At 58.7% G+C, this 24831-nt stretch carries 21 protein-coding genes and 1 pseudogene; 13 read left to right on the top strand and 9 right to left on the bottom strand.

The features are described from left to right. The 5 genes from QD409_RS13710 to QD409_RS13730 form a co-directional block, all read right to left on the bottom strand. A partial coding sequence (locus QD409_RS13710) for a transposase (RefSeq protein WP_430762949.1) occupies positions 1-174 on the bottom strand: 174 nt, incomplete at its 3' end. A 71-nt stretch (positions 175-245) separates the two neighbouring features. Continuing rightward, on the bottom strand, positions 246-1367 hold the full coding sequence (locus tag QD409_RS13715; RefSeq protein ID WP_430762912.1) for a lactonase family protein: 1122 nt from the start codon (positions 1365-1367) through the stop codon (positions 246-248). Positions 1368-1433: 66 nt separating this feature from the next. Beyond that, entirely contained in the window at positions 1434-2336 is a 903-nt protein-coding gene (gene kdgD / locus QD409_RS13720; RefSeq protein WP_092851908.1) for a 5-dehydro-4-deoxyglucarate dehydratase, read from the bottom strand. Positions 2337-2374: 38 nt separating this feature from the next. Then, entirely contained in the window at positions 2375-3349 is a 975-nt protein-coding gene (locus tag QD409_RS13725) for a mannonate dehydratase (protein ID WP_092851906.1), read from the bottom strand. A gap of 64 nt (positions 3350-3413) precedes the next feature. Beyond that, complete coding sequence (locus QD409_RS13730; RefSeq protein WP_430762913.1) at positions 3414-4130, bottom strand: FadR/GntR family transcriptional regulator; 717 nt, start codon at positions 4128-4130, stop codon at positions 3414-3416. A gap of 630 nt (positions 4131-4760) precedes the next feature. On the opposite strand from QD409_RS13730, the gene QD409_RS13735 reads away from it, so the two are divergent. From QD409_RS13735 to QD409_RS13780, 10 genes and pseudogenes are all read left to right on the top strand, one after another. Beyond that, positions 4761-6239, top strand: coding sequence for a sugar ABC transporter ATP-binding protein (locus QD409_RS13735; protein ID WP_092852005.1), 1479 nt, complete (start codon positions 4761-4763; stop codon positions 6237-6239). A 55-nt stretch (positions 6240-6294) separates the two neighbouring features. After that, positions 6295-7299: an ABC transporter permease gene (locus tag QD409_RS13740; protein WP_430762914.1), complete on the top strand. Its 1005-nt coding sequence runs from the start codon at positions 6295-6297 to the stop codon at positions 7297-7299. An 84-nt stretch (positions 7300-7383) separates the two neighbouring features. Beyond that, the gene (locus QD409_RS13745; protein ID WP_092851902.1) at positions 7384-8373 is read left to right on the top strand and encodes a substrate-binding domain-containing protein; all 990 of its coding nucleotides are present in this window, start codon (positions 7384-7386) and stop codon (positions 8371-8373) included. 61 nt (positions 8374-8434) lie between these two features. Beyond that, positions 8435-9208, top strand: a complete 774-nt coding sequence (locus tag QD409_RS13750) for an SDR family oxidoreductase (RefSeq protein ID WP_092851900.1) — start codon at positions 8435-8437, stop codon at positions 9206-9208. 33 nt (positions 9209-9241) lie between these two features. Continuing rightward, on the top strand, positions 9242-10234 hold the full coding sequence (locus QD409_RS13755; protein ID WP_092851898.1) for a dihydroxyacetone kinase subunit DhaK: 993 nt from the start codon (positions 9242-9244) through the stop codon (positions 10232-10234). Positions 10235-10247: 13 nt separating this feature from the next. Further along, positions 10248-10889, top strand: coding sequence for a dihydroxyacetone kinase subunit DhaL (dhaL, locus tag QD409_RS13760; RefSeq protein ID WP_092851896.1), 642 nt, complete (start codon positions 10248-10250; stop codon positions 10887-10889). 129 nt (positions 10890-11018) lie between these two features. After that, positions 11019-13115, top strand: coding sequence for a bifunctional sugar-binding transcriptional regulator/dihydroxyacetone kinase subunit DhaK (locus QD409_RS13765; protein WP_092851894.1), 2097 nt, complete (start codon positions 11019-11021; stop codon positions 13113-13115). A gap of 55 nt (positions 13116-13170) precedes the next feature. Next, positions 13171-13833 carry a dihydroxyacetone kinase subunit DhaL gene (gene dhaL / locus QD409_RS13770; protein WP_092851892.1) on the top strand — a complete coding sequence of 221 codons (663 nt, stop codon included), beginning with the start codon at positions 13171-13173 and terminating at the stop codon, positions 13831-13833. Positions 13834-14070: 237 nt separating this feature from the next. Then, positions 14071-14424 (top strand): hypothetical protein, encoded by a 354-nt coding sequence (locus QD409_RS13775; RefSeq protein WP_245298054.1) that lies wholly within the window; start codon positions 14071-14073, stop codon positions 14422-14424. Positions 14425-14524: 100 nt separating this feature from the next. After that, positions 14525-15128, top strand: a pseudogene (locus QD409_RS13780) (ATP-binding cassette domain-containing protein); the annotation flags it as partial. 49 nt (positions 15129-15177) lie between these two features. Here QD409_RS13780 and QD409_RS13785 read toward each other — a convergent pair. Continuing rightward, entirely contained in the window at positions 15178-15393 is a 216-nt protein-coding gene (locus QD409_RS13785) for a hypothetical protein (RefSeq protein WP_092851890.1), read from the bottom strand. A 328-nt stretch (positions 15394-15721) separates the two neighbouring features. Here QD409_RS13785 and nrcR point away from each other — a divergent pair, with 328 nt between their 5' ends. Next, positions 15722-16075 carry a transcriptional regulator NrcR gene (gene nrcR, locus QD409_RS13790; RefSeq protein ID WP_092851888.1) on the top strand — a complete coding sequence of 118 codons (354 nt, stop codon included), beginning with the start codon at positions 15722-15724 and terminating at the stop codon, positions 16073-16075. A gap of 126 nt (positions 16076-16201) precedes the next feature. Here the strand turns inward: nrcR and QD409_RS13795 are convergent, their stop codons facing one another. After that, on the bottom strand, positions 16202-17308 hold the full coding sequence (locus QD409_RS13795) for an aldo/keto reductase (RefSeq protein ID WP_092851887.1): 1107 nt from the start codon (positions 17306-17308) through the stop codon (positions 16202-16204). Positions 17309-17446: 138 nt separating this feature from the next. Here QD409_RS13795 and QD409_RS13800 point away from each other — a divergent pair, with 138 nt between their 5' ends. Further along, positions 17447-18361: a LysR family transcriptional regulator gene (locus QD409_RS13800; RefSeq protein ID WP_092851884.1), complete on the top strand. Its 915-nt coding sequence runs from the start codon at positions 17447-17449 to the stop codon at positions 18359-18361. Here the strand turns inward: QD409_RS13800 and QD409_RS13805 are convergent. Beyond that, positions 18351-19643: a TadE/TadG family type IV pilus assembly protein gene (locus tag QD409_RS13805; RefSeq protein WP_092851882.1), complete on the bottom strand. Its 1293-nt coding sequence runs from the start codon at positions 19641-19643 to the stop codon at positions 18351-18353. The genes QD409_RS13800 and QD409_RS13805 overlap by 11 nt on opposite strands. A 480-nt stretch (positions 19644-20123) precedes the next feature. On the opposite strand from QD409_RS13805, the gene QD409_RS13810 reads away from it, so the two are divergent. Continuing rightward, positions 20124-22202 (top strand): putative bifunctional diguanylate cyclase/phosphodiesterase, encoded by a 2079-nt coding sequence (locus QD409_RS13810; RefSeq protein ID WP_430762915.1) that lies wholly within the window; start codon positions 20124-20126, stop codon positions 22200-22202. 99 nt (positions 22203-22301) lie between these two features. Here the strand turns inward: QD409_RS13810 and QD409_RS13815 are convergent, their stop codons facing one another. Continuing rightward, the gene (locus QD409_RS13815; protein WP_430762916.1) at positions 22302-24773 is read right to left on the bottom strand and encodes a glycoside hydrolase family 3 C-terminal domain-containing protein; all 2472 of its coding nucleotides are present in this window, start codon (positions 24771-24773) and stop codon (positions 22302-22304) included. Positions 24774-24831 lie beyond the last annotated feature (58 nt).

Here is a 24831-nt window from a genome sequence, read left to right on the forward strand (position 1 = left end):
CGGACCATAACGTTCCGGCACTTCCGCCCACGGCGAGCCTGTTCGGAAACGCCAAAGGATGCCGTTCAGGACCCGTCGGTCTTCGACACGAGGAACGCCCCGAGGCTTGTTCGGCAGACGTGGCAAAATGATCGACCATTCATGGTCCGTAAGTTCGTAGCGACGGCGTGTCATCATAGCTCCTCATTCGGAAGCCTTGAATCACGCGAGCCGTAAAACGCAAAGCGAATTTATGAGTTTACGTCCTAGGCGAACGTCACGATTTCGATCCAGTTCGCGCCGGCATTGACCGGATACCTGCCGACGGCAGAGAGTTCGCCATCGGCTTCGCCAATGGAATAGACCGACAGCCGATCGGACTTTTCGCCAGACGCTACCAGGAACCGGCCCGACGGGTCGATGCGAATGCCGCGCGGCTGCCGCTCCGTCGGATTGTTGGTGACATAGGTCAGCGTTCCATCCTGCCCGTCCACATGGAAGAGCGCGATCGTGCTCGTGGTTCGCTCGGTGGTATAGAGGAACTTGCCGTTCGGCGTGATGGCGATATCGGCAGCCCAAACCTTTGGTTTGCTGTCATCCGCCTGGCTGACAGTCGACGTTGTCGTCCCAATTGGCGCAGGAGCCGGCGGTGCAACGCCTGGAAACAGCCCAGCCTTATCGGGAACGGAATGTACGCTCTCGACCTCAACCAACGTTCCCTTGGCCTGATCCTGTGCGTAGTGAATGACATGGCCGGTCAATTCCGTGAGGACATAGACATATCTGTTGTCCGGCGAAACAACGATATGACGCGGGCCGAAACCCGACCCCGTCGTCACATGCGGTGGGTCGTTTGCCTCCAGCCGACCGGTCTCGGGGTTGAGAATGAACTGCAGTACGGCATCCGAACCGAGATTGGTCGCAAAGACATACCTGCCGCTCCGGTCGCTAACGACCGAATGCGCGTTGCGCCCGGTGGGGATAATCTGCGCCTCTCCGTCAGTGACGAGCCCATCTCCGCCGATCCGCAGCACTGCAACCTTGTTGCCGCCATAGGATGCGGCGAGGAGCAAGCTGCCCGACGGATCCGTGGAAATGTAAGCCATGCTATCGGGCAGAGGAGCAACGGCTTCCTGTACCAATTCGCCGGTTAGAGGATTTATCGCCAAAGTCAGCAGCCGATACGGCTGCGCCCGAATGGCCGCATAAAGATGCTTTTTATCTGGCGCAACGACCGTCGGCATAACCATCGCGCCCGCGTCGAAGGCTGAAACCGGCGTGAGCGCGCCTGTCGCGTCATCCATCGCGTATATGTCTATCGTCCCTGCGGTGGCAGCAGAGACGTAGACGAAGATCCGGGCAGGTGTATTGAAGGAATCTTGTTTCATAATTCACCTCACCCGGGCGTCGACGGCCGGCATGGCTTATCGATAATACGGACCTTCTAGCAAATCTCATCCGGCCGCGGCGACGATCTTCTCCAGCACGACCATTTCCTCCGCCGTCAGATCGGTCAGAGGCGGCCTTACTGGACCCGGCTCCTTGCCGAGAACGCGCAGTCCCGCCTTGATGATCGAGACTGCATATCCTTTCCTGCGATTGCGCAAATTGACGAGCGGGAAGAAAAACCCTTTCAGGATCGTGTCCACCGTTGCCTGGTCTCCGGCACGCAGGGCCTTGTAGAAACGTTGCGCCAGCGCTGGCACGAAATTGAAGACGGCCGACGAGTAGGTTGTCACGCCCGCAGCGAAGTAGGCCTGCGCATAGACTTCATGGGTGGGCATGCCGCCGACATAGACCAGGCGATCCTTGAGCGTCGTGGTTATTTCGATGACCTTGTCGACATCGCCGACGCCATCCTTGTATCCGATGAGATTGGAGCACTCGTCTGCCAGGCGCGTCAGGCTCTCGGCACTGAGCACGGCATTGTCGCGGTTATAGACGATGACACCGATACCGACGGCATTACAGACCGCCTTCACATGAGCGATCAAACCGGCCTGCTCCGCAAACATCAGATAGGGCGGCAGCAACAGCAGACCGTCCGCGCCGGCCTTTTCCGCCGACTTGGCAATTTCCACGGCAAGCGAAGTGCCGTAGCCGGTTCCAGAAACGATAGGCGTGCTGCCGGCCGCGGCCTTGGCGGCGCGGACAACTTGCGGAATTTCTGCAGGATTGAGAGAGAAGAACTCACCCGTTCCGCCGGCGGCGAAGAGTGCCGCCGCGTCGTAACCTGCCAGCCATTCGACATGAGTGCGATACTTCGCCTCGTCGAATGTCAGATCCTGATTGAAGTGCGTGACGGGAAAGGACAGCAGCCCACTGCCAACGGCCTTCTTCAGTTCATTCGGGTTCATGGAGAAATCCTCTTTTCGGTCAGTAGGACCATCAAATCTCAGGCCTGTTCAAGCGTCTGCAGAAGGGCGGCGATGTAGCCGTAGCAGAAAGCGAAGGCGACGCCGGTCGGATCGCGGCCGCTGATCGTCGGGACGTGATCGGGCATCAGCATGTATCGGTAACCGACCTCCTTGTAGATCCGGGCGGATCGCGCCATGTCCATGTCGCCCTCCTCCGGGAAGGTCTCCATGAATGATAGCTTGCCACCTCGGATATTGCGGAAGTGGACGTTGAAAATCTTGCCGCGCATGCCGAACCAGCGAATGATGTCGTCAATCTCCTCGCGCGGATTGTCGAGCATCTCGCCGATCGAGCCTTGGCAGAAGTTCAGCCCATGATAGGGACTTTCGCGCATGAGCACGAATTTCTTCAGGCCCTCCACGGAGCCCAGCACACGCGTCACGCCGCGATATCCAGGTGGCGTATAGGGATCGTGCGGGTGACACGCCAGACGAATGCGATTGCTTTCAGCCACGGGAACAACGCGCGCGAGGAAATAGTCGATGCGCTCCCAGTTTTCGTCTTCCGACAAAACGCCCGCGAGGCCGGGTGCGGCTTCACGGTCGGTCTTGTCCCAACGGAAGCTCGCATTCATCGAGCCTCCTCGTCCGGGCTCGTCCGGCGTACGCGGAATACCGATGAGATTGAGATTGTATTTCACGGAAGGGATGCCGGCGGCGGCGGCTTCCTCGATCAACTGACAGACCGCATCGATCTGTCGGTCGCGATCAGGCCCTGCAAGCAGGATGTCGGGATAGGAGGCTTTCTCGATCGGCTGCGAGGGCAGCGGCAGCTGGATCATGTCCAGAACCAACCCAAAGCTTTCGATCTTGTCACGGTGACGCTCGAGATCGGACAGCGTCCAGCGATCCGGTCTTCCCGGTGGGTCCGCGCAGATATGCTTTACCCCTAATTGCGCAAAGACCCGGTAGTCATCATCGTCTCGCGCCTCGACCTGTGTTCCCACATACACCCGCTGCATCTCCCACGGAACTTATATCATATGACATAATATGACTCTCACTGGGAGTCGAGCCTTATTGAGGCTGCTGCTCCGCCAGTTGCCGGTAGCGCCGCTGGCTCGCCGTCATATGGGCCCGCATCGCCTGACGCGCACGATCGGGATCCTGCTCGGCGATTGCAGCGAGGATTTCCGTATGTTCGGCGTGAACCTTCTCCAGATAGGCGCGATCATTGGCTTCCGGCAATGTCGGAAATTGCCCGCGCGGGATGGTGCGCGCACCGAAATGCCGGAGTACGTCGACGTAGAAGCGGTTGTTGGTGGCGATCGCAACGGCCAGATGAAACTCATAATCTGCTTCGACCGTCGAAAGCCCCTGCTCTATCAGAGCCGCCATTTTCCGGTTGGCGGCAGCAATGGCGGCTTCCTGTTCGGCGGTTCTGCGATAGGCCGCAATCGCAGCCGCCTCGCCCTCGGCGGCCATGCGAAACTCTAGCAATTCCAGCGTCTCGGGAATGCCCTTGATCTCGACCGGCGTCAACACCAACCCTGGTCGTGCCGTCATCTCGGAAACGAATACACCCTTGCCCTGGACCGGCTTTACGAGGCCTGCGGCGCGCAGATCGGCGATCGCCTCGCGCACGACCGTGCGACTAACGCCGAATGTCGCCTCCAACTGCGGCTCCGTGGGAAGCTGATCACCCGCTTGAAGTTTACCCGTTTCGATCTGCTGACGCAGCTGGTCGATGACCTGTTGCGCCAACCTTTGTCGGCCTCGGCCGATTATCGTCATTTCCTGCTCCATCCGGCCGCCGCGAGCCTCTCCGGATAACATTTCGTTATCCAGTCACTCGTCAATTCATAATATGACATGGAATGCGTGCCAGCGGCAATCAGCGGCTCACGTTCTCATTGGCAAGCATAGTCGCGACCACGCTGCCGTAATACGGCGAGATCAACTTTCCGGATCCAGCCCGCACAACGGGACCGAAATTTTGAGCGGTAGCATTCCCGACCCTCCTGCTCCCGACGTTGCAAAGAGAGACTGCAAGGCGGCTTGGAAATAAGCAAGCGTCCGCCTCGGTGTCACGCTCTCCACATCACGATGCGAGACGCCCGGAAGAGCCAATCCCTCCGTCCGCAGCAATCAGCGTCATCAGCCCAGCCTTCCAGACCACCCGATAGAGAAGCATGCGTAACTATTATTTGTGATGAAATATCAAATAATTAAGACAAATTTCGAAACCTATTTCTCCGAAACCGCCACCTTCTCAAAAAAGGCCAGAACCGCCGTTTCGTTAAATCTGAATTGCCATATTGACATTTGTCGAACGTAACTCGAATATTGTAAACATCAGTGCTCGAAGACAGAGATTGGCTCCAGTCGATCTTTTGGACCGGCATTCAGCGTGCGGAGGGGAACGTGGAATTCCTGCTTGAAGTAGAGGGGCTGAAGAAGTCCTTTGGCGGCGTCGCTGCATTGCGCGACGGGCGCTTTCAGCTGCGCCCCGGCTCCGTCCACGCCTTGTGCGGGGGCAATGGTGCCGGCAAGTCGACCTTCCTCAAGATCTTGATGGGCATCCACAAGCGCGATGCCGGCTCCATTCGCCGCCGCGGCAAGGATGTGGATTATGCAAGCCCTGCCGAAGCCCTCGCCGCCGGTATTGCCATCATTGAGCAGGAACTCAGCCCCATCCCGCATATGACCGTTGCGGAGAACATCTATCTCGGGCGCGAACCATCGGCGCGGTTCGGTGGCATCGATTTCAAAACGATGAACCGAAATGCGCAGGCCCTGCTCGACCGACTGCAGTTCAACATCCGTGCCTCCCAATTCATGATGAATCTCTCGGTCGCCCAGATTCAACTGGTCGAGATCGCAAAGGCGCTCAGCCACGATGCCGAAGTGATCTTCATGGACGAGCCAACTTCGGCGATTGGTGAGAAGGAAGCGCAGCAGCTGTTCTCGACCATCGAGCGACTGAAAGCCGAGGGCAAAGGCGTCGTCTATGTCTCGCACCGGCTATCTGAAATCTTCCAGATCGCCGATTCCTACACAGCCTTCCGCGATGGTTCCTATGTCGGCAGCGGCGCTCTCGCCGATATCGATCGGCCCGGGCTCATCCGCATGATCGTCGGCCGCGAGCTTGGTGAGGAATACATCAAGACCAATGTGCCGACGGCAACGCCCGGGCTGGAAGTTGCAGGCCTGACGGCGGCAGGCAAGGTCAACGATATCTCGTTTACCGCCCATAAGGGCGAGATCTTCGGTATCTATGGCCTGATGGGGTCTGGCCGAACCGAGATCTTCAACTGCATTTTCGGCGTCGATACCGTCGATAATGGCCAGATCAAGCTGGCCGGAGAGCCCATCTCCGTGAGCAAGCCTGCCGAAGCCATGCAGCACGGCATCGCCTTTGTGACGGAAGACCGCAAGCTGACCGGCCTTAACCTCATCGACAGCGTGCGCAACAATATCTGCCTGGCAAGTCTTCCTGAAATGAGCCCGCGTTTCTCGATGGATCGCCGGGCGGAAGCCAGCGCCAGCCAGGAGATGATCAAGCACTTCGGTATCAAGGCAGCACGCGACAGCATGCCCGTCTCCGGCCTCTCCGGCGGCAATCAGCAGAAAGTTGTGCTCGGCAAGTGGTTCCTGCGCAAGCCGAAAGTGCTGTTGCTGGACGAGCCGACGCGCGGCGTCGATGTCGGTGCCAAGCGCGAGATCTATCGCATCATCTGCGACTTCGCCGCCGAAGGCGGCACCGTCATCATGATCTCGTCCGAAATAGACGAGGTTCTCGGCATGTCCGACCGCATCCTGGTGATGCGCCAGGGGCGTTCTGCCGGAATTCTCAAGAGGGAGGAGGCCGACGCGCAAGCGCTCGTGCATCTGTCGACCTGAATGCGACAGAGCTCGAAGCCCAGAAAACAGCGCCCGGCAACAAGAGGTATTTGCAATGACCGCCACTGACAACAATCAGTCCAACTCCTGGTTCGGCTCGGACCGGCGCAGACTGATCATTCAGGAATACGGGATCTTTCTCGCTTTCCTGCTGCTCGCCGCCGTTCTCTCGGTCTCGAACCAATACTTCCTGACGGCCGGTAACATCTCCAACGTCTTGCTGCAGACCTCGATCAACGGCGTGTTGGCGATCGGCATGACATTCATCATCCTGACGCGCGGCATCGATCTCTCCGTCGGCTCCGTGGTCGCGCTCACCGGTATCGTCAGCGCGAGCTTCGCGACCACCTCCGCGACGGCCGGTATCGTTGGCGCCCCCTATCCGCCCTATGTCGCGCTCGCGGTCGGGCTGCTGGTCGGTGTCGCTTGTGGCGCCTTGGTCGGCCTCATCGTTTCGCGCTTCGCCGTTCCAGCCTTCGTCGCGACGCTCGGCATGCTCTCGGCAGCACGCGGCCTGACACTGATCTATGGTGGCGGCAAGCCGGTTCCGGCCCTCACCCCCGATTTCCGTTGGATCGGTACCGGCAGCATTCTGTCCATCCCGATGCCCGTCATCCTGCTCACCATCGTCTTCATCATCGCCTGGTGGGTCCTCAACCGCACGCGCTTCGGCCGGTATATCTATGCCGTCGGCGGCAATCCGCATGCTGCCATCACCTCGGGCATCAATGTCAGCAAGCTGCGCTTCCTGGTCTATGTCATTTCCGGCGGCCTTTCCGGGCTGGCAGGCATGATCCTTGCTGCCCGCACCGGCTCAGCTCTGCCTCAGGCCGGCATCGCTTACGAACTCGATGCGATCGCGGCTGTCGTCATTGGCGGCACCAGCCTCTCCGGCGGCGTCGGTCGCATCACCGGCACGCTTATCGGCGCATTGATCATCGGCGTCATGAATAACGGCCTCGATCTGATGGGGATCCAATCCTACTACCAGCAGGTCCTCAAAGGGGCGCTCATCGTTGGCGCCGTCATGCTCGACCAAAAGAGAAATCTGGGCAACTGAGCCCAAAGAAATCCCTGTGTTCGCACCAGGAAACCAAACGGCGCGTCACGACGGCCGCCGGACTTTCAACGGAGGAGAATTGTAATGAAGAAATTGCTTATTGCTCTTGCTGCAGCAACTGCACTTCTGGCTTCGCCATCTCTTGCTCAGGAGAAGAAGCTGAAGATCGGCGCGGCCCCCTATGGCCTGAATGCCGAGTTCATGCAGATCTGGTCGGCAGCGCTCAAAGAACACCCTGCCGTCAAGAGCGGCGGCGTTGATCTGACCATCTTCGACGGTCGCTACGATGCGCTCGTCCAGCAGGAACAGGTCAATACGATGATCACGCAGAAGTTCGATGCGATCATCTTCGTCCCGATCGATATCGAAGCCGCAGCGACCGCCGTTCAGGCCGCGCATGACGCCGGTATCCCGGTCGTCGGCTCCAACACCCGCGTAAACTCCGATCTGCTGTCGTCCTATGTCGGCTCCGACGATACGGTTTCCGGCTACATGGAAGCCAAGACCGTGCTCGACAAGCTCGGCTGCAAGGGCAATGTCGTCATCCTCGAAGGCCCGATCGGCCAATCGGCGCAGATCTCGCGCCTCGAGGGCAACAAGAAGGCGCTTGCCGAGTGCCCGAATGTGAAGGTGCTGGAAGACCAGACGGCCAATTGGTCGCGCGCAGAAGCGCAGACGCTGATGGAAAACTGGCTGACGGCGCATCCGGGTCAGATCAACGGCGTTATCGGCCAGAATGACGAGATGGCGCTGGGCGCGATCGAAGCGATCAAGGCAGCCAAGCTCAACGTCAAGGATTTCTCCATTGCCGGCATCGACGGCATCACTGATGCACTCCACGCCGTCAAGCAAGGCACGATGACCTCCATCCTGCAGGACGCAAGCGCACAGGCGCAGGGCGCACTCGATCTTGCGATATTCGCAGCCAAGAAAAGCAACTACAAGCCGGAATCCAAGATTTGGCAGCAGTATCCGGACATGCCGTTCAACGAAGGCAAGAACAAGAATTACAATGTTCCGTGGACCCCGGTAACGGCAGAGAACGTCGACAAGCTGCTCGAAACCCGCAAGTAAAATGAATGCGGCGGGGCGAGGATCTCGCCCCGCTTCCCCTAAAGACAGAGGCTTGAATAAGATGACCGAGACATCTCCAGACATCGATTTGAACTTCCCGCTCTCCGGCAAGATCGCCCTCGTCACGGGCGGCGGCTCCGGCATCGGCGCTGCCGTTGCGGCAGCGTTCGCATCCAAGGGTGCAAAGGTCGCCGTTCTCGATATCAATGTCGATATGGCAAAGGCCAAGGCATCCGAAATCGGCAGCGGAGCCGCACCGTTTGCCTGTGATGTCTCTGATCCCGCTTCGGTCAACAAGGCAGTGAGCGACGTTGTCTCGCATTTCGGCGGCATCGATATCGCCGTCAACAGCGCCGGTGTCGTCTTTCTCGCGCCCGCCGAGGATTTGTCGTTGGATCATTGGGATAAGACGATCAACATCAATCTCAAGGGCACGTTCCTGGTCACCCAGGCTGTTGGTCGCGCCATGATCGCCGCTGGCAAAGGCGGCAAGATCGTCAACCTCGCCTCCCAGGCGGGCACTGTCGCCATCGAAGAGCATGTCGCCTATTGCGCCTCCAAGTTCGGCGTTATCGGCATGTCCAAGACCTTCGCCGCCGAATGGGGCAAGCACGGCATCTGCGTCAACACCATCTCGCCAACCATCGTCCTGACCGAGCTCGGCAAGAAGGCCTGGGCCGGCGAAAAGGGCGAGGCAGCTAAGAAGCGCATCCCCACCGGCCGCTTCGCTTTCCCGCAGGAGATTGCAGCTGCGGCTGTTTTCCTCTCGTCGTCGGGCGCGGACATGATCAACGGCGCCGATCTGCTGATCGACGGCGGCTACACCATTCTCTGAGCGCAAATGCTCGACAATTCGACAGGAGTGACCATGCAGCGGTTCGTCAACAATCCCGATGAAGTCGTTGAAGATACTGTAAAAGGCTTCATCAAGGCACATTCGGACATCGTCCGTCTAGCAGAAAATCCGCGCGTCGTCGTCGCCAAGGATGCGCCCCATGCTGGAAAGGTCGGCGTGGTCACCGGCGGCGGTTCGGGTCATGAGCCGGCATTCATCGGCTATGCCGGCAGGAACATGCTGGATGCGGTCGCAGTCGGCGAGCTCTTTTCTTCTCCGACGGCCAAAAGCTTCCATGACGCTATTCGGGAGGCCAATGGCGGTCGCGGCGTCATCTGCTTGTACGGCAATTATGCCGGCGACAACATGAACGTGAAGATGGCGACGAAGCTTGCCGCAAAGGACGGCATCGAAGTCGTCACCGTTGTTGCCAACGACGATGTCTGCTCCGCACCGGCGGAGGAGCGCGAGAAGCGCCGAGGCGTGGCCGGCGAAATCTTCATGTGGAAGATCGGCGGCGCCAAGGCTTCAAAGGGAGCAAGCCTTGAGGAAGTCCGCATTGCCGCGCAGAAAGCGATCGACAGTTGCCGCTCGGTCGGTATTGGACTCGGTCCCTGCACCCTGCCCGCCGTCGGTCATCCCAATTTCCAGATCGAGCCGGGCACCATGGAAGTCGGCATCGGTCATCACGGCGAGCCCGGCGTTCGCGTGGAGCCGTTGAAGACAGCAGCCGAGATCGGTGAAGCCATGTGCCAGATCGTGCTCGACGATCACAATCTGGCAGCCGGAACGGAAGTGGCCGTCCTCGTATCGGGCCTCGGCGCGACCCCGGTCAACGAACTCTACATCCTGAACGATACGATCGAGGCGAAGATCTCCGAACGGGGCCTGAAAATCTACAAGACCTATGTCGGCAACTACTTCACGTCGCTCGAAATGGTCGGCGCGACGCTGACCGTGATGGCGCTCGACGAGGAGCTGAAAGAGCTTCTGGACGTCGAGGTCAAGTGCACGACACTGCTCTGAGGGGGGCGCACGCATGCAGACATTCAACAACACAACGGCTGGCAACATCGTCTTGGCAATGGCTGATCGCATTGTCGAGAACCGCGCCTATCTCAGCGAGATCGACGGCAAGATCGGCGATGGCGACCATGGTGTGAATATGGCCAAGGGCTTCGGCATGGCCGCGGAGCGCCTGAAGGGCAAGAACCAGTCGCTTGCGGCTTCGCTTGAAACGTTGGGCACCGTACTGATGACCGAGATCGGCGGCTCCATGGGCCCGCTCTATGGTATCATGTTCACCGAGTTTGCCGAAAAGCTCGAAGGTATCGAGGCGATCGACAGCGCAGCCTATAGCCGAGCACTTCATGCCGGGCTCGAAGGCATTCAGTCGATCGGCTCAGCAAAGGTCGGCGACAAGACGTTGCTTGACACGCTGGTTCCGGCGATCGAGGCCTTCGACGCGGCAAATGCTGCCGGCAAGTCGTTTGCCGACGCGCTCGATGCGTTGGTGGCTGCTGCCGAGGCTGGCCGTGACTCCACGCTCAATCTGGTCGCCAAGATTGGCCGCGCCAGCCGGCTGGGCGAGCGCTCGCTCGGCGTGCTGGATGCCGGTGCGACCTCCTGCGCGGTCATCCTGAAAGAGCTTTCCCTGGGCGCTCGCGCTCAACTGCAATAACGGGCTCTCCCAAGGCTGCGCGATCCCTCGATCCACCGTGGGGTCGCGCGCCGCCCCTCAAGAAGAAGCATTTGCAAACATGCGCTATTGCTTCCATCTTCGGGCGGGAAAAGGGAACAGTGAATCGTCATGACAGGTAAGGCATCTTCGGTCAGCAAAACTGGTGCAAGCAAAACGGGCGTGCCGGACGCGACCGACAGCATGCCGCTGCGCTATGGCGACGACCCCTACGTCTGGGCTTGCTGGCTCTATTACGAAGACGGCAGGACCCAGGGCGATATCGCTGACATCATGGGTATCTCCCGGGCGACCGTGAACAGCTACCTCGCTGACGCGCGCAGCCGCGGCATCGTCAATATCTCGCTCGAACCGTCACGCCTGAGCTCCCTTTCGATCGCGCTTGAACTGAAACGCCATTTCGGGCTGCACGACTGTCTTGTCGTCCCCAGCGACGATGGGGCACGCCCATTGATCGACCGCCTGGGAACGGCTGGTGCGCAGGCGATTGCCAAGCTGCTGAAGTCAGGCGATACGCTCGCCGTCGCTTGGGGTCGCACGGTCCTTGCAATCGGTGAACAGGCGAATGTTCCGAACCTGCAGGATGTCACTGTCGTTCAGGCTACGGGTGGCACACGGGCGCGTTTTGCCTATACGCCGGAGCTTTGCGCGGCGGCCTTCGCAAATGCCACCGGTGGGAAGCTCGTCAACATTACTGCTCCAGCCATCGTTTCGACGACGGAAGTCCGTGATATCCTGTTGCAGGAACCGTTGATCGAAGATGAATTTGCGGTGCTCTCCAAAGCCAACAAGGCGGTCTTCGGCGTGTCGTCGCTGCGGCCAAACTCGACCATCCACAGCAGCGGCTTTTTTGAATCCGTCTCGCTGCAGGACTATCTGGTCAAGAATGCAGTGGGTGTCGTTGCCGGGCGCTTCATCGATACGAAGGGCCAGCCCGTCGCCGGACCTCTCGATGAGCGGACCATCGGCATATCCCTCGACATGCTGAAATCGATCGGCCTGCGCATCGCTGTCGCCGGTGGTTTCGACAAGGTGCCTGCGATCCTTGCCGCGCTGCGCGGCGGCTATATCAACGTACTGATCACGGACGCCGCCACGGGTCGAGGCATTCTGAACGCCGATGGCGTCACGGCCCTCGATCAGAAGGCGACCCAGCGTCCACGGGCAGACAACAGCGTGGCGTTGCCGAGCAACTATCGCACGCACATCAAGAAATTCCTCAACAATCCCGACGACGTCGTCGACGAGATGCTGGACGGCGTCGTCAAGGCGCATGCGTCTCACATCGCACCAATCAAGGGATCGAACCGGGCGCTGGTTGCGCGGAATGGTCCCCGGCCTGGGAAAGTCGGCCTCGTCATCGGCGGCGGTACGGGCCATGAACCCGGCTTTCTCGGCTATGTCGGCAAGGGTCTGGCCGATGCCGTTGCCATCGGCAACATCTTCTCCTCGCCTCCCCCGACGCCCATCCTCGAATGCGCCAAGGCAGCCTCAGGCGGTCAAGGCGTGCTCTTCGTCTACGGCAATTATGCCGGCGACGTCATGAACTTCGAAATGGCTGCCGAAATGGCGCAGGAACAGCAGATCGACGTCCGCACGGTGCTGACGACCGACGACATCGCATCGTCGCCCATCGAGGATAAAGAAGGACGGCGCGGCGTTGCCGGCAATTTCTTCATCTTCAAGATTGCCGGAGCTGCCTGCGACAAGGGCTTGTCGCTCGATGCCTGCGAAACCGCGACGCGCAAGGCCAACGATCGAACCTTCACCATGGGTGTCGCGCTGGAGCCTTGCTCAATGCCGCAGACACGACGGCATAATTTCGAGATCGGCCCGGACGATATCGAGTTCGGCATGGGCATCCATGGCGAGCGCGGCGTTACCCGCGAGAAAATGATGAGTGCAGACGAGATCACGGATCGCGTCTTGGACCGGATCTTTGCCGAGATGAAGCCCGCCGCCGGTGACCGTGTCGCCGTTCTGATCAACTCCTTTGGCGCGACGCCGATGATGGAACTCTATATTCTGTTCCGACGCGTCGAGCAGAGGCTAAGCGCCAAGGACATCAAGATCGACGCGAACTGGGTGGGGCACTACTGTACGTCGCTCGACATGGTCGGCGCATCCATATCCATATTGCATCTCGATCAGGAGCTGACGGAGCTGTTGCACCATCCGTGCGACACCTTCGCTCTGAGGGTCGGATGATCATATAAGAATGAGCCCGGCGGCCTACATAACTGCTGGGACCGGGAGGAAGACGATGTCGGAAAAAGCCGCGCGATGCCTGGGCAACATGTTTCAGCGCATATCCATCGCAATCAATGCAGAGAAAGACCGTCTCTCCGAGCTTGATGGTGCGATCGGAGACGCGGATCACGGGATCACCATGTCCCTCGGCTTCATGGCGGTGAACGCCGAATTGACGAAGCTGGACCCTGCTCAGGCGCTACCCTCCGAGATATTTGCTGTTGCAGCCTCCGCCTTTCTGGATGCCGTCGGCGCATCGACGGGCCCGCTCTACGCGACAGCCTTCCGCCGAGCCGCACAGGCACTGAAGACGGATGAGTCACTTTCCCCGGCCTCCCAGGCGATGATTGTGGACGAGATGCGCGCGGGCATTCAGCAGCGCGGCAAGGGCCAGCGAGGCGACAAGACCATGCTGGACGCCTGGATCCCCGCAGCCGAAGCTGCCATCGATGCCAGGGCACGCTCGCTTGAAGTCGCCGGCATGTGGAACGCCATTCTGGACGCTGCCGAAACCGGTGCGAATTCGACGAGCTCCATGGTTGCCGCTCGCGGCCGGGCGGCCCGTCTTGGGCAAAGGTCGCTCGGACACATCGATCCTGGCGCGGCATCAGCGGTAATCATCCTGCGTGCGATGAAGGATACGTTTGTGGAAGGCGGAACCGCAGCTCATCCATAGCCGCCCCGACGGCACCGTTTTCATTTGCCATAGTCAGTCCACCAGGCCGCGAAAGGCTCCCGTCTGAAATCTTCCATTTATGCGCGCTGTCGCAGATAGACATATTCGCGGCATGATAGTATCAATTGCTCACTATTGGTTTGTCGCCCCATTCTGATCAATCAAAAAGGCTGCACAATGATGCATACAAGGATAGGTTTTGCATTTGCGCTTGCGGTTCTCTCGGCGTCTCCGGCTTTGGCGGACACCTGCGCGAGCCACTATGAGAGCAGCGGTGTTCCGTTGGTCACGGGTGTCACCTACAAGACCTGGATGGTTTTTCCGTCAGTCAATCCGAACGCGGCCTTTGACAAGGTTTCCGGCGCGGTTCTGGCCGAGGGCTTTGTCGATGTGAATGTGGAGAAGAAGCTCGGCACGTTGACGGCTCAGCAGGAAACGAGCGGATCCGGACGGCCACAAACCCTGCGCGTCGTGGTCCGCAAAAATGACAAGGGCAGCCGAGTCGATGTGGTTTTCATCGTGCAACAGGGGCAAGTGGCCCCGAACATGAGCAAAAATCTTTGCCGTATCGCCAACGCCGTTGGTGAATAAGCGGCTCGAATAACAATTTCCTAATGGGGTCCGGAGCAAGCGCTCCGCGTTGCAGCAGGAAATGGCGCGGCAGAACGCTGCGTCGTTTTCTCAACGCATGGGCATGAGCGCGCTGGTACGAGCAATTTTCGGTCTCTGGCCCTGGTCACGGCAGCGTCAATTTCCATCCCAATCGCCGATTGTTTATGCCGCCGCAGCGGCCCTATATATACCGTCGGTCACGCTTCGCCGCGTCGTCGCGTCCCCCATGCAGCCGATGACTGGACGCTAGATGAGATCAAGGCCGTCAGGGAGAAGGTCGGCCTCGAATATCTGAACGACAAGATCGAGGAAGATGCGCCCTGGGACCAAACATTGTCGGGTGGCAAAAAGCAGCGCCTCGCCCTCGCACGTCTCCTTTTGCACAATCCCGACATCATCGTGCTCGATGAGAAGAGCCGGGACAACATGATGGACATGGTGATACATGAATTGCCGAAGGTCACCACTATCAGTGTCGCACACCGAGCCGAGTTGGCAGCCTTCACAGCCGCAAGATTACCTTGGAGCGCCGCGAGGGTGGCGCAAAGCTCGTCAGTGAACTTGATCTTGTCCATCGCGGGAGAAAAGGGAGCTCGCTTTTGCGCCGTTTGGATAATCGGCCATCTCTTCCGAAAGGCAATGCCACCGCATATAAAGCAGCGCGGCCCCAAAACGGAAATTGAAGTCAACCTGACCTGCGAAACGCCGAACCCATAGCCGACAGCAGCGATATCAGCGCAAATCGGCCTGATTAACAGTCCGTGCGGCCGCACTGGCGATCTGTGCGAAATCAGCGGACAAGGCAAACTCTCGCGCACGCCGCTGCCTGCGCGCCGCGTCCTTCAACAAGCTTGCCATCCCAGTAACAGAGATGTGATCCGCGCGCATGATCTGGCGGATCAGCGGGTCTTTGAGAACTTCAGTGATCGTCAGGTCCCTGTGCGTCATCGCTATCTCCTGTTCGTACCAGCATAAGATAGACCACTTAATTTGCAGTGCGATGTCAAAAGCCGGACAAAAACAAGGCAGTTCGTTCGATTTTGTTACAGGATAATTGCAAAACCGCTCGCCGACATATTCACAAAATGCAATACGACCCTAATTGTCGATTGACGAGGGTTGCGCCGTGGTGATCAGCCCCGTGGGAGGTTCAGTCGCTCGGCGAGGGTGCAATATATTTGCAATGGCTCAGAACATAATTTTGCAATTTTTGCATTGATTATCGTTTGGTGCCTGAACTTCAAAGCTTAAACACCCATAGACGATCGGATGCGGCATGTACTCAGATGAAACTACAGAAGATGACCGCCTCATCTATCACGCGGATCTTCTAAGCCAGCTTTCCAATCCGAAACGCTTGGAGGTCTGTATTTACCTGTCCGACCACGAAGAAGACGTCAATAGTCTGGCAAAAAAGCTTGGAATATCCCAATCTGCATTGAGCCAACATTTGACACGACTTTATCATTCTGGGATCGTCAAGGTACGCCGGCAAGCACAGTTCAGATATTATACTTGCGACCATCCGGGCGTGCTGCGGATCTTGAAGACACTTTCAGAGGTTTTTGACCCCGACATGGATAAATCGGAGTCGAAAGTTACGGACAGTGCCCTGCACGATAAGTCTTGACGTCGAGCAGTTGTCTTGCTGCCATCGCTTGGCAATCATCCCATAAGGTTCCCTTCCCCATTTGGCATCGCGCTGGTGAATTGGTAGAGAAGAACGCCCGCGTCTAGCTGATCCTGGCTTACCGCTTCAGCTCACTCCTGCAAATTTTCCCGAAATATTGAGATCCGGATAGTAGCCGGCCGGCTTCCCGCCCACCGTCTGCCCGCCGGTCATAGAGCCCTGAATCTCCGATCCAAAGAAGGAATAGGGGAAGGTTGGCTGTAAGGCGCTGACATCGTTTAGCCGCTGGCGCAGTTGCGGCGGAATCTCGAAATCCAAAGCTCCAAGATTGTCCTTCAACTGACTAAGCATCGTTGCCCCGATGATGATCGAGGCAATGCCCGGTTGTGTCATGGCCCAATTAACCGCCACCTGCGCCATGCTGCGCCCAAGCTCGGCCGACACTTTCTCCAGTTCCGCGACGATTGCCCAGTTGCGCTCGGTGAATTTCTGAAAGCCGGGATTTGCCGTGCCTCGCACCGTCTCAAGCCGACCCTCCGTCTGCTGGCTGCCGCTGGCGCGATACTTGCCGCTCAGAAGGCCGCTCGCCAACGGGCTCCAGGCCATGATGCCCGCGCCATAACGTGTGCCAAACGGAACGAATTCGTTTTCAATATTGCGCTCAGCCAGCGAGTATTCGAGCTGCAAGGCCGATATCGGCTCATAACCGCGGTAGTCGGCAACCGCCTGAGCGCGACTGGCATACCAGGCCGGCACATTGGACAGGCCGACATGGAGCACCTTGCCTGAGCGAACGAGGTCGTCAAGTGTGCGCATCACCTCTTCAGGTGGGGTGAGCCGATCCCAGCAATGCATCAGATAGAGATCGATATGGTCAGTGTTGAGCCGCTTCAATGAGCCTTCGACGGCTCGCAAGATGTTCTTGCGACCGTTGCCGGCGGCGTTTGGCGACTGTGCGGTAAGGTTCATGGTGAACTTGGTCGCAATCACCGCATCGTCGCGCAGTCCGCGTTCGGCGATGAACTCGCCGAGCCAGCTTTCCGACGTGCCACCTGTATAGGCGTCGGCAGTATCGAAGAAATTGCCGCCGGCATCGACATAGGCGTTGAAGATGGCGCGCGCCGCTTCCTTATCTGCTCCCCAACCCCATTCGGTGCCGAATGTCATGGTGCCGAGAGCAAGCCGGGTTACCTTCAGACCGCTATTGCCGAGAGTATAGAATTCCATGCTCATAGGTGTGCTCCTCTTTGAAGCGCTCGGCCTCGTTGGATCGTTCATGGCGCCGGGCGTTTTGATGGAGACAAGTTCGCCGACTTTCGTTCTTTTTATAAGATCATCTAATTCGCATGCATTATGCGATATGGCTCAGTAATGGATCGCGATTTGCTTACACACCTGCCCATCATCGTCGCCGTGGCGCGCCGCCGTGGCTTCGCAGCTGCCGCCAACGAGCTGGGAATGAGCGCTTCAGCCGTCAGCCATGCCGTCCGACTGGTGGAAGAGCGGCTCGGTCAGCCACTCTTTGCACGCACGACACGCAGCGTCGCATTAACGGAGGCCGGCAAGGACCTGATCGGCACGGTGGCCCCTGCTTTGCAGGACATTCACGAGCGGATCGAGCGCATCCGTGCGATCAACGGAAGGCCGAGCGGGCTGCTGCGCATCAACGCCGCCCGTGTCTGCCTGCCGCTTGCAGTCACGCGCGTGATTGCGGCCATGAGCGAACGCTATCCCGAAGTCGAGGTGGAGATCTTTTCCGACGAGCGGCTGACCGATATCGTCTCGGAAGGCTTCGATGCCGGCATCCGCATCGGAGAGATGATCGCGCAAGATATGGTCGCCGTACGCCTCACGCCGCCGTTCCGGTCGATCGTTGTCGCCTCGCCCAATTATGTCAGTCGCTTCGGCCGTCCGATGACGCTCGGCGACCTCTCAAACCACAATTGCATCGGCTACCGGCTCATTCGTTCCGGCGGCCTTTATCAATGGGAATTCGTTGAAGACGGACGGGATGTGGCCGTCACGGTGCAAGGCCAGGCCATCGTCACCGAATCTCACTCGGCAATCGAGCTGGCTTTGGCAGGCGTCGGCATAGCTTATGTGTTCGAGCCTCTGGTCCAATCGGACATTGCCGCCGGCAGATTGATTGAGCTCCTGCCTCACCACGCCGTAACGGAAGCCGGTCTGTTTCTTTACTTTCCACGTCGCGCCGAGCTCGCGCCGAAACTCAGGGCCTTCATCGACACGGTCCGACAGGTCGGGCGCGAGCACGCCGTCAGCCAGTGAGCCGCGGCGTGCGAATGACCTTCAGAAACAGTGCATTCATCGCGTCCGTGATGCCCTGCGTCGGGCTGACTTCGAAGTAGAGGCCAGGCGAAGCGCAATTCTGCAGGTTCGTGCCGATCTGCGATTGGAATGGTGCAATCCAGGTATTGTACCAGGCGTTCTGCGGCAGCGGCAGATAGGTCGTGTAGAGAATGGCGATCTTGACGTTCTGGTTCTTCAGCGGCTGACAGAAGGACGTATCGAGCGGCTCCTGGCAGCGGCCGCCGGTGGTCGGCTTGGTGCAGGTTGTCGGCTTGTGGCTGTCGCCCACGCCATCGGTCACAAAAAACAATACCTTCGCCCGGTCGGCGCTGGAGGCTCCGCTCCCACCAGTGCCGATGATCGGCTTCATCTGGGTGAGCATGGTATCAAAGCTCGTGTCCTGATCGCTATTGTAGTTCTGGCTGGGAGTGGTCATCAAGTCGACGGCGCCGGCGGAACTCTTCACCTGCGTCATATCCGAAGAGAGTGCGGAGACGTTGGTCAAGCCCGCAGCCTCGGCTTTGCTTCCAAAGGTATAGACTGCCATGCGATACTGATCGGGAGTGAGGCGGTTCGTCGTCGCCGTGTCTGTCAGCGACTGCGTTGCTTGCCGCACCACGTCGATGCGCATGTTTAGGTGGAGGCTTTTCGCGAGATTGTAATAATTGTTCGTCGTATCGAGATTGTGGCAGGCGAAAGCGCAAGTGTCGCTGGTGTGGCTCTGCAAGGTTGTAATATCGTTCAAAGTCGCCCCAACGCCCATGGACGGCGTATTGTCCAGCAACATGTAGAAATCGATGAAGCTTGCCATCTGATATTGCGCGGATGCAACGCCACCAATCGGGATCGAGGTTTGCCCCATCAACTGCATCAGCGTTGTCGGCACGCTTGCGGAGAAACTGACGCTGGAGGACACGACGTTTGCGGCTCTCGTCACCGCAATATTCACGCTCACAGGCACATTTTGCAAATCGCTCGACGTCTGGCCGAAGAAAAGCTTGTTCGCGTCATCCTGGCCAACGGTGACGGTGCCGTCACTGGTCATGGCCATCGCTGCCGCAACGGCGGGAGAAGACGACGCGATGGCGCCGACAGCAGCTGCGTCGGCCGCATTGTAGAGATCGTTCCTGATAAGCATCGCATCGGTGACGTCGATCGCGAGACCAGCCGCAACGATCAGCGGAACGGCGAGGAGAGCAGTTATGGTCGCGAAATTGCCTGACCTGTCGGCAATCAATTTTCGAGATTGCTTACATAGCATGCGAAAAGGTTTTACGCAGCTTTTCAATATCTTCACGAACAAGCTCTCTCTGGTGGAGGTTAGATAGACAAATAGCGCATAAGTAGAAAGCAGCAGTACTTTCAAATATACTTAATAATAGTATCGCAAATAAAGATTGACATTCCGATAATGATGTATTTCAATTTTAGTGCATCCGAATTTATGTAAAATTTACCTAAAGGCAAAAAATATACTTTTGCGCGGTCGAAATCATTTAGCGACCCAGATTTGGTCGGCAGACAAGATCTAATTTATTCAGCGCATTGACGTTTCCGTAAATAACACGCAGGCGCGACGATCGAGAAACCCATATGGAACAGCAGTTTTCCCGACAATTTGCGCAGATTGTATTTACTCGATCTTTAGTGTTTGCCCGCGAAAGCGTAACCAGCAATTTCAGTTGTGAGGGTCGCAAATCAAATGGACGTCCCTGCAGTGACCAGATTTGGGATTCTCTAAGTGCGCGTCCTTTCATGCATCGTCACAGCGCATAATCTGTGGCTCGTATTTCTTGCGGCATTTGTCTGTGTCAGCGGCAGCTGGATAACGCTCAACCTGTTGCGGCGGGCGGAAAAGACGCACGGACTTCAACGCGGCGGCTGGATCTTTCTGACCGGAGTAGCTGCAGGCGCGTCGATATGGTGCACGCATTTCATCGCTATGCTGGCCTATGAGGTCGGCGCACCCGTCACCTTCGATCCGATCCTCACAATGGCTTCGTTTCTGCTCGCCGTGGCCGGATGCGCCGGGGGGATTGCAATCGCATTGTCGCGCCTGCCGCGGTTCGCTCCGGAATTAGGCGGCGTGATCGTCGGGCTCGCCATCACGACTATGCATTACACCGGCATGATGGCCTACCACGTCGATGGTATCGTCGAATGGGACAAGAGCTATGTCTTCACTTCCGTCGTCCTTTCGGTAACGCTGGCCGCAGCTGCCCTCAATCAAGCAATCCGTCGGCCATGGCGTCACTGGTCGCTGGCTGCGCTCGTACTTTTCGTTCTGGCTGTGGTTTTGCTGCATTTTACCGCGATGACAGCCGTCTCCGTCACGCCGCTGGCCACCGGCGCCGGTCTTGTCGATTCCTATGCGCTGAAAGCCATGGCCGTAGCGGTCGCCGGCGGCTGGTTGCTCGTCATCGGCACGGGCGTTGCCAGCTATATGATCGACGAACGCGCCTCACAGGAATCCATTCAGAAGCTCCAGCACATGGCGCTGAACGACCTTTTGACCGGCCTACCCAACCGTAGCAGCTTCAACGACTATCTCGATGGCGCGCTGGAGCATGCGAAGGAAGATGGCGCAAGGCTCGCAGTGATCGGCATAGATCTCGATCGCTTCAAGGAAATCAACGACCTGCGCGGCCATAAGGCGGGCGATCAGGCGCTGAAGGCAATCGGACGCCGACTCATCCGCCTTATCAAGGACGGCGAGTTCGTCGCGCGCGTCGGCGGCGATGAATTTGCAGCCGCAAAGCGATTCCAGAATCAGAGCGAACTTCTGGATTTCGTGGCGCGACTGGAAAAATTTCTGTTCGAACCCATCCGCATCGATGACTTCGAGACCGTAACCGGCGCAAGCATCGGCGTGGCCATCTATCCCGATGACGGCGACGACCAGGAACGCCTGATCAGCAATGCCGATCTGGCGATGTATCGCGCCAAGGCCGATGTCGGTCGCGCCGTCTGCTTCTACGAATCCAAAATGGACGAGGCGGCACGCGCGCGCCACACGCTTGCACAGGATCTGCGGCGCGCGGTTGAGCTGGATCAGCTGGACTTGCACTATCAGGTACAGACTTCCGTTCGGACGGGAGAGGTGTGCGGCTACGAAGTTTTGGTCCGCTGGAATCACCCCGAACGCGGCGCAGTGCCGCCTTCGGAATTCATCCCCATCGCTGAGGAAAGCGGCACGATCCTCGTCATCGGCGAGTGGGTCATGCGAAACGCTTGCCTGGAGGCCGCCTCCTGGAGCAAGCCCTACAAGATCGCCGTCAATCTCTCACCCGTGCAGTTCGCGCACGCAGACCTTGCGAAGCTTGTCCATTCGATCCTTTTGGAAACGGGCCTGTCGCCGTCGAGGCTCGAACTGGAGATCACCGAGTCGACGATCATCGCCGACAAGACCCGCACGCTTCATGTGCTGCGACAGATCCGGGCGCTTGGCGTCACCATAGCCATTGATGATTTCGGAACAGGCTATTCATCACTCGATACGCTGCGCTCGTTCCCATTCGACAAGATCAAGCTCGACCGTTCCTTCATGAACGAGGTCGACAACAGCATTCAGGCAAAAGCGATCGTTCGCGCTGTGCTCACCCTCGGCAAGAGCCTCGACATCCCGGTTCTGGCCGAGGGCGTGGAAACCAATCATCAGCTGGAAATTCTTCGCATCGAAGGCTGCGATGAGGCACAGGGCTTCTTCCTTGGAAGACCCAAACCCATCGGGCAGATCTTTCAAATGGAACAGACGGCAGACGAAGAACTTGCCTCCTCCTTCTCGGGTCGCGTCCCGCCGCAGCGCATGCGGCGTCGGTGAAACTGTCTTTCCAACGATAAGATAAGCCGCGCCGGCGAGGCATAGAACTTCTACGCCTCACCAATCATCTCGAACCCAGCCACCGTTGCATTCTAGCTGTCAGATCGAACGGTCCGAGGCCTCGGCGACCCATTCCCTTGCGAGTTCGATCGTAACAGTGGAGCGGATGTCGGCGGCATTGGCAGCGACGAGAAGCTCATAGCGGCCAGCTGAGGCGCGAAACGCTTTCGTCTCTTCATCGAAATAGGTGAGATCGCGCGGGCCTACGACCAGCGAGGCGGTACCCGTTTCGCCCGGCGCCAATTGAAGCTTGGCAAAGGCACGCAGCTCTTTGTCCGGCCGCTCAACCGTCGCAGCGAGCGGGCGCACATAGAGCTGCACAAGCTCGGATCCTCGTCTGTCGCCAATGTTGGTGATGTCGACAGAGACTGTGATGCCTTCCGGGCCTATCTGCGCCGCCGATGCCTCCGCCGTGCCCCAGGAAAAACGCGTATAGCCAAGGCCGAAGCCGAAGGGAAACAAGGGCTCCACGCCCCGCGTGTCATGATGACGGTAACCGACGAAGACCCCCTCGGCATAGCGAACATGACCATCCCTGCCGGGATAGACGGTTTCGTCACCGGTCATCGCAGAATTATCCGACAACTGCTTCGGGAAGGTCTGCGGCAGGCGGCCACCGGGTTCGACATCGCCGAACAGCACATCGGCAACCGCATGACCCAGTTCCTGGCCTGGATACCACATTTGTAGCACAGCCTTGACGTTGCCTAGCCATGGCATCTCGATCGGACCACCCGTCTGCAGGACGACAACGGTATTGGCGTTCACCGCCGCCACTTTTTCGATCAGCTCTTCCTGGCGGCCTGGCAACCGCATATTGGGTAGATCGAGCCCCTCGGTATCCCACTGACCGTCACGGCCGACAAATAGCAATGCGACGTCCGCAGCCCGGGCGGTTTCGACAGCCGCTACCATATCGGCGTCGCCGAGCGGCTTCTCCACGCCAAAGCGCACGGCCGTCAGATTGATGCCTTCCCCAGTCGCCCCCAAGGCACAATATTCGACAACGACCTCGTATCGCTGACCGGCCTCCAGATGGATGCCTTGACGTTGCTCGACATTAGCCGTCCCGAAATAATTGTCGCCCGGCGCCCAGCCATCGAAACCATTGACCAAAAGCCTGCCATCGACATAGAGCTTAGCGAGACCCGCATTGGTCATGCCGAAAATGTGCTCGCCGCTTTCGGCGGGCGTGTAGAATGCCGTCATACGCGCGGAAAAATCGCTCGGATCGAGCTCCGCCGACGGCAGATCGAACCAGAAGAACTCGCCTACATCAGCGGTTTCGACCGCAGCCGGCGAGCCAGTCAAGCTCCGGCCCTTGAAATACTCCACTCGCATCTCGCCGGAAAAGACGTTGATGAGCCGGTTATTGCGGCAGCCGGTAGCGTGATGGATGCTGTTGGCATTCGACAGCGCCTCGCGGATCCCCTCAAGCGGGCTCACCCTGTAGTGGGCGGCAATCTGGGCGCTGCCGCCACCCATGACCCGAGCCTCTGCGGCATTCGGGCCGATGACTGCCACATGTCCGAGCCCGGCCTTCATGAGCGGCAAAATGCCGTCATTCTTGAGAAGCACGGCACCTTCCGCGCCCAATTGACGGATCAGAGCCCGGTCCTCAGGCAAATCCAGTGCATGCTCGCTCAAGTCGGGAGCCTTCTCAAAGGCGCCGACGCGCTCGAGCAGCTTCAAGATACGACCGGCGGCCATGCGCACGGTCTCGAGCTTGACCTCGCCGTTGCGCACCGCTTGCACCAGCTTTTCGCCGCGGTCGCGCGCCGGCCCCGGCATCTCCAGATCGAGCCCGGCATTGACCGTTGCGGCGGTCGTATGAGAGCCGAACCAATCGGACATGACGATGCCGTCGAAGCCCCATTGCTCACGCAGAACCGTAGTCAACAGCCATGGATGCTCGCTTGTGTAAGTTCCGTTCAGCCGGTTGTAGGAAGACATGACCGCCATGACACCGGCCTTTTTGACGGCCTTCTCGAACGGCAGCAGATAGATCTCGCGAAGGGCGCGTTCATCGATATCCGAAGACATCGTCTGCCGCTCGATCTCGGATTCGTTTCCGGCGAAATGCTTGATCGTTGCGGCAATACCCTGGCTCTGCACACCCTGGATATAGGCGACGGCAAGCTCCGCCGTCAGCATAGGGTCTTCCGAATAGCATTCGAAGTTGCGTCCATTCAGGCCTGAACGATGAATGTTGACCGTTGGCGCCAGTAGAACAGACGCGCCCTTGCTTTTGGCCTGGCCGGCGATAGCCACACCCATGCGCTCGATGAGCTTCGGGTTCCAAGTCGCACCGAGGGCGATGGCCACAGGAAAGCAGGCGGCATTGACGCCGGCAACCAGCGAGCCCGCACCACGCGCACCGTTCGGGCCATCCGTGACCTTGATTTTCGGGATGCCAAGCCGCTCAACCGGCACCGTGGTCCAGAAGTCGGCACCGGAGAGCAGCGAAACCTGCTCTTCAAGCGTCATCCGGTCGAGAATATCGTCGATCATAAAGCCTCCCGATGTGTTTCCAGCGCGCTCCCGGCACCCTCATGCCGGGGACCGCTAT

The sequence above is a fragment of the Rhizobium sp. BR 315 genome, assembly GCF_050577975.1.
Lineage (GTDB): Bacteria > Pseudomonadota > Alphaproteobacteria > Rhizobiales > Rhizobiaceae > Rhizobium > Rhizobium miluonense.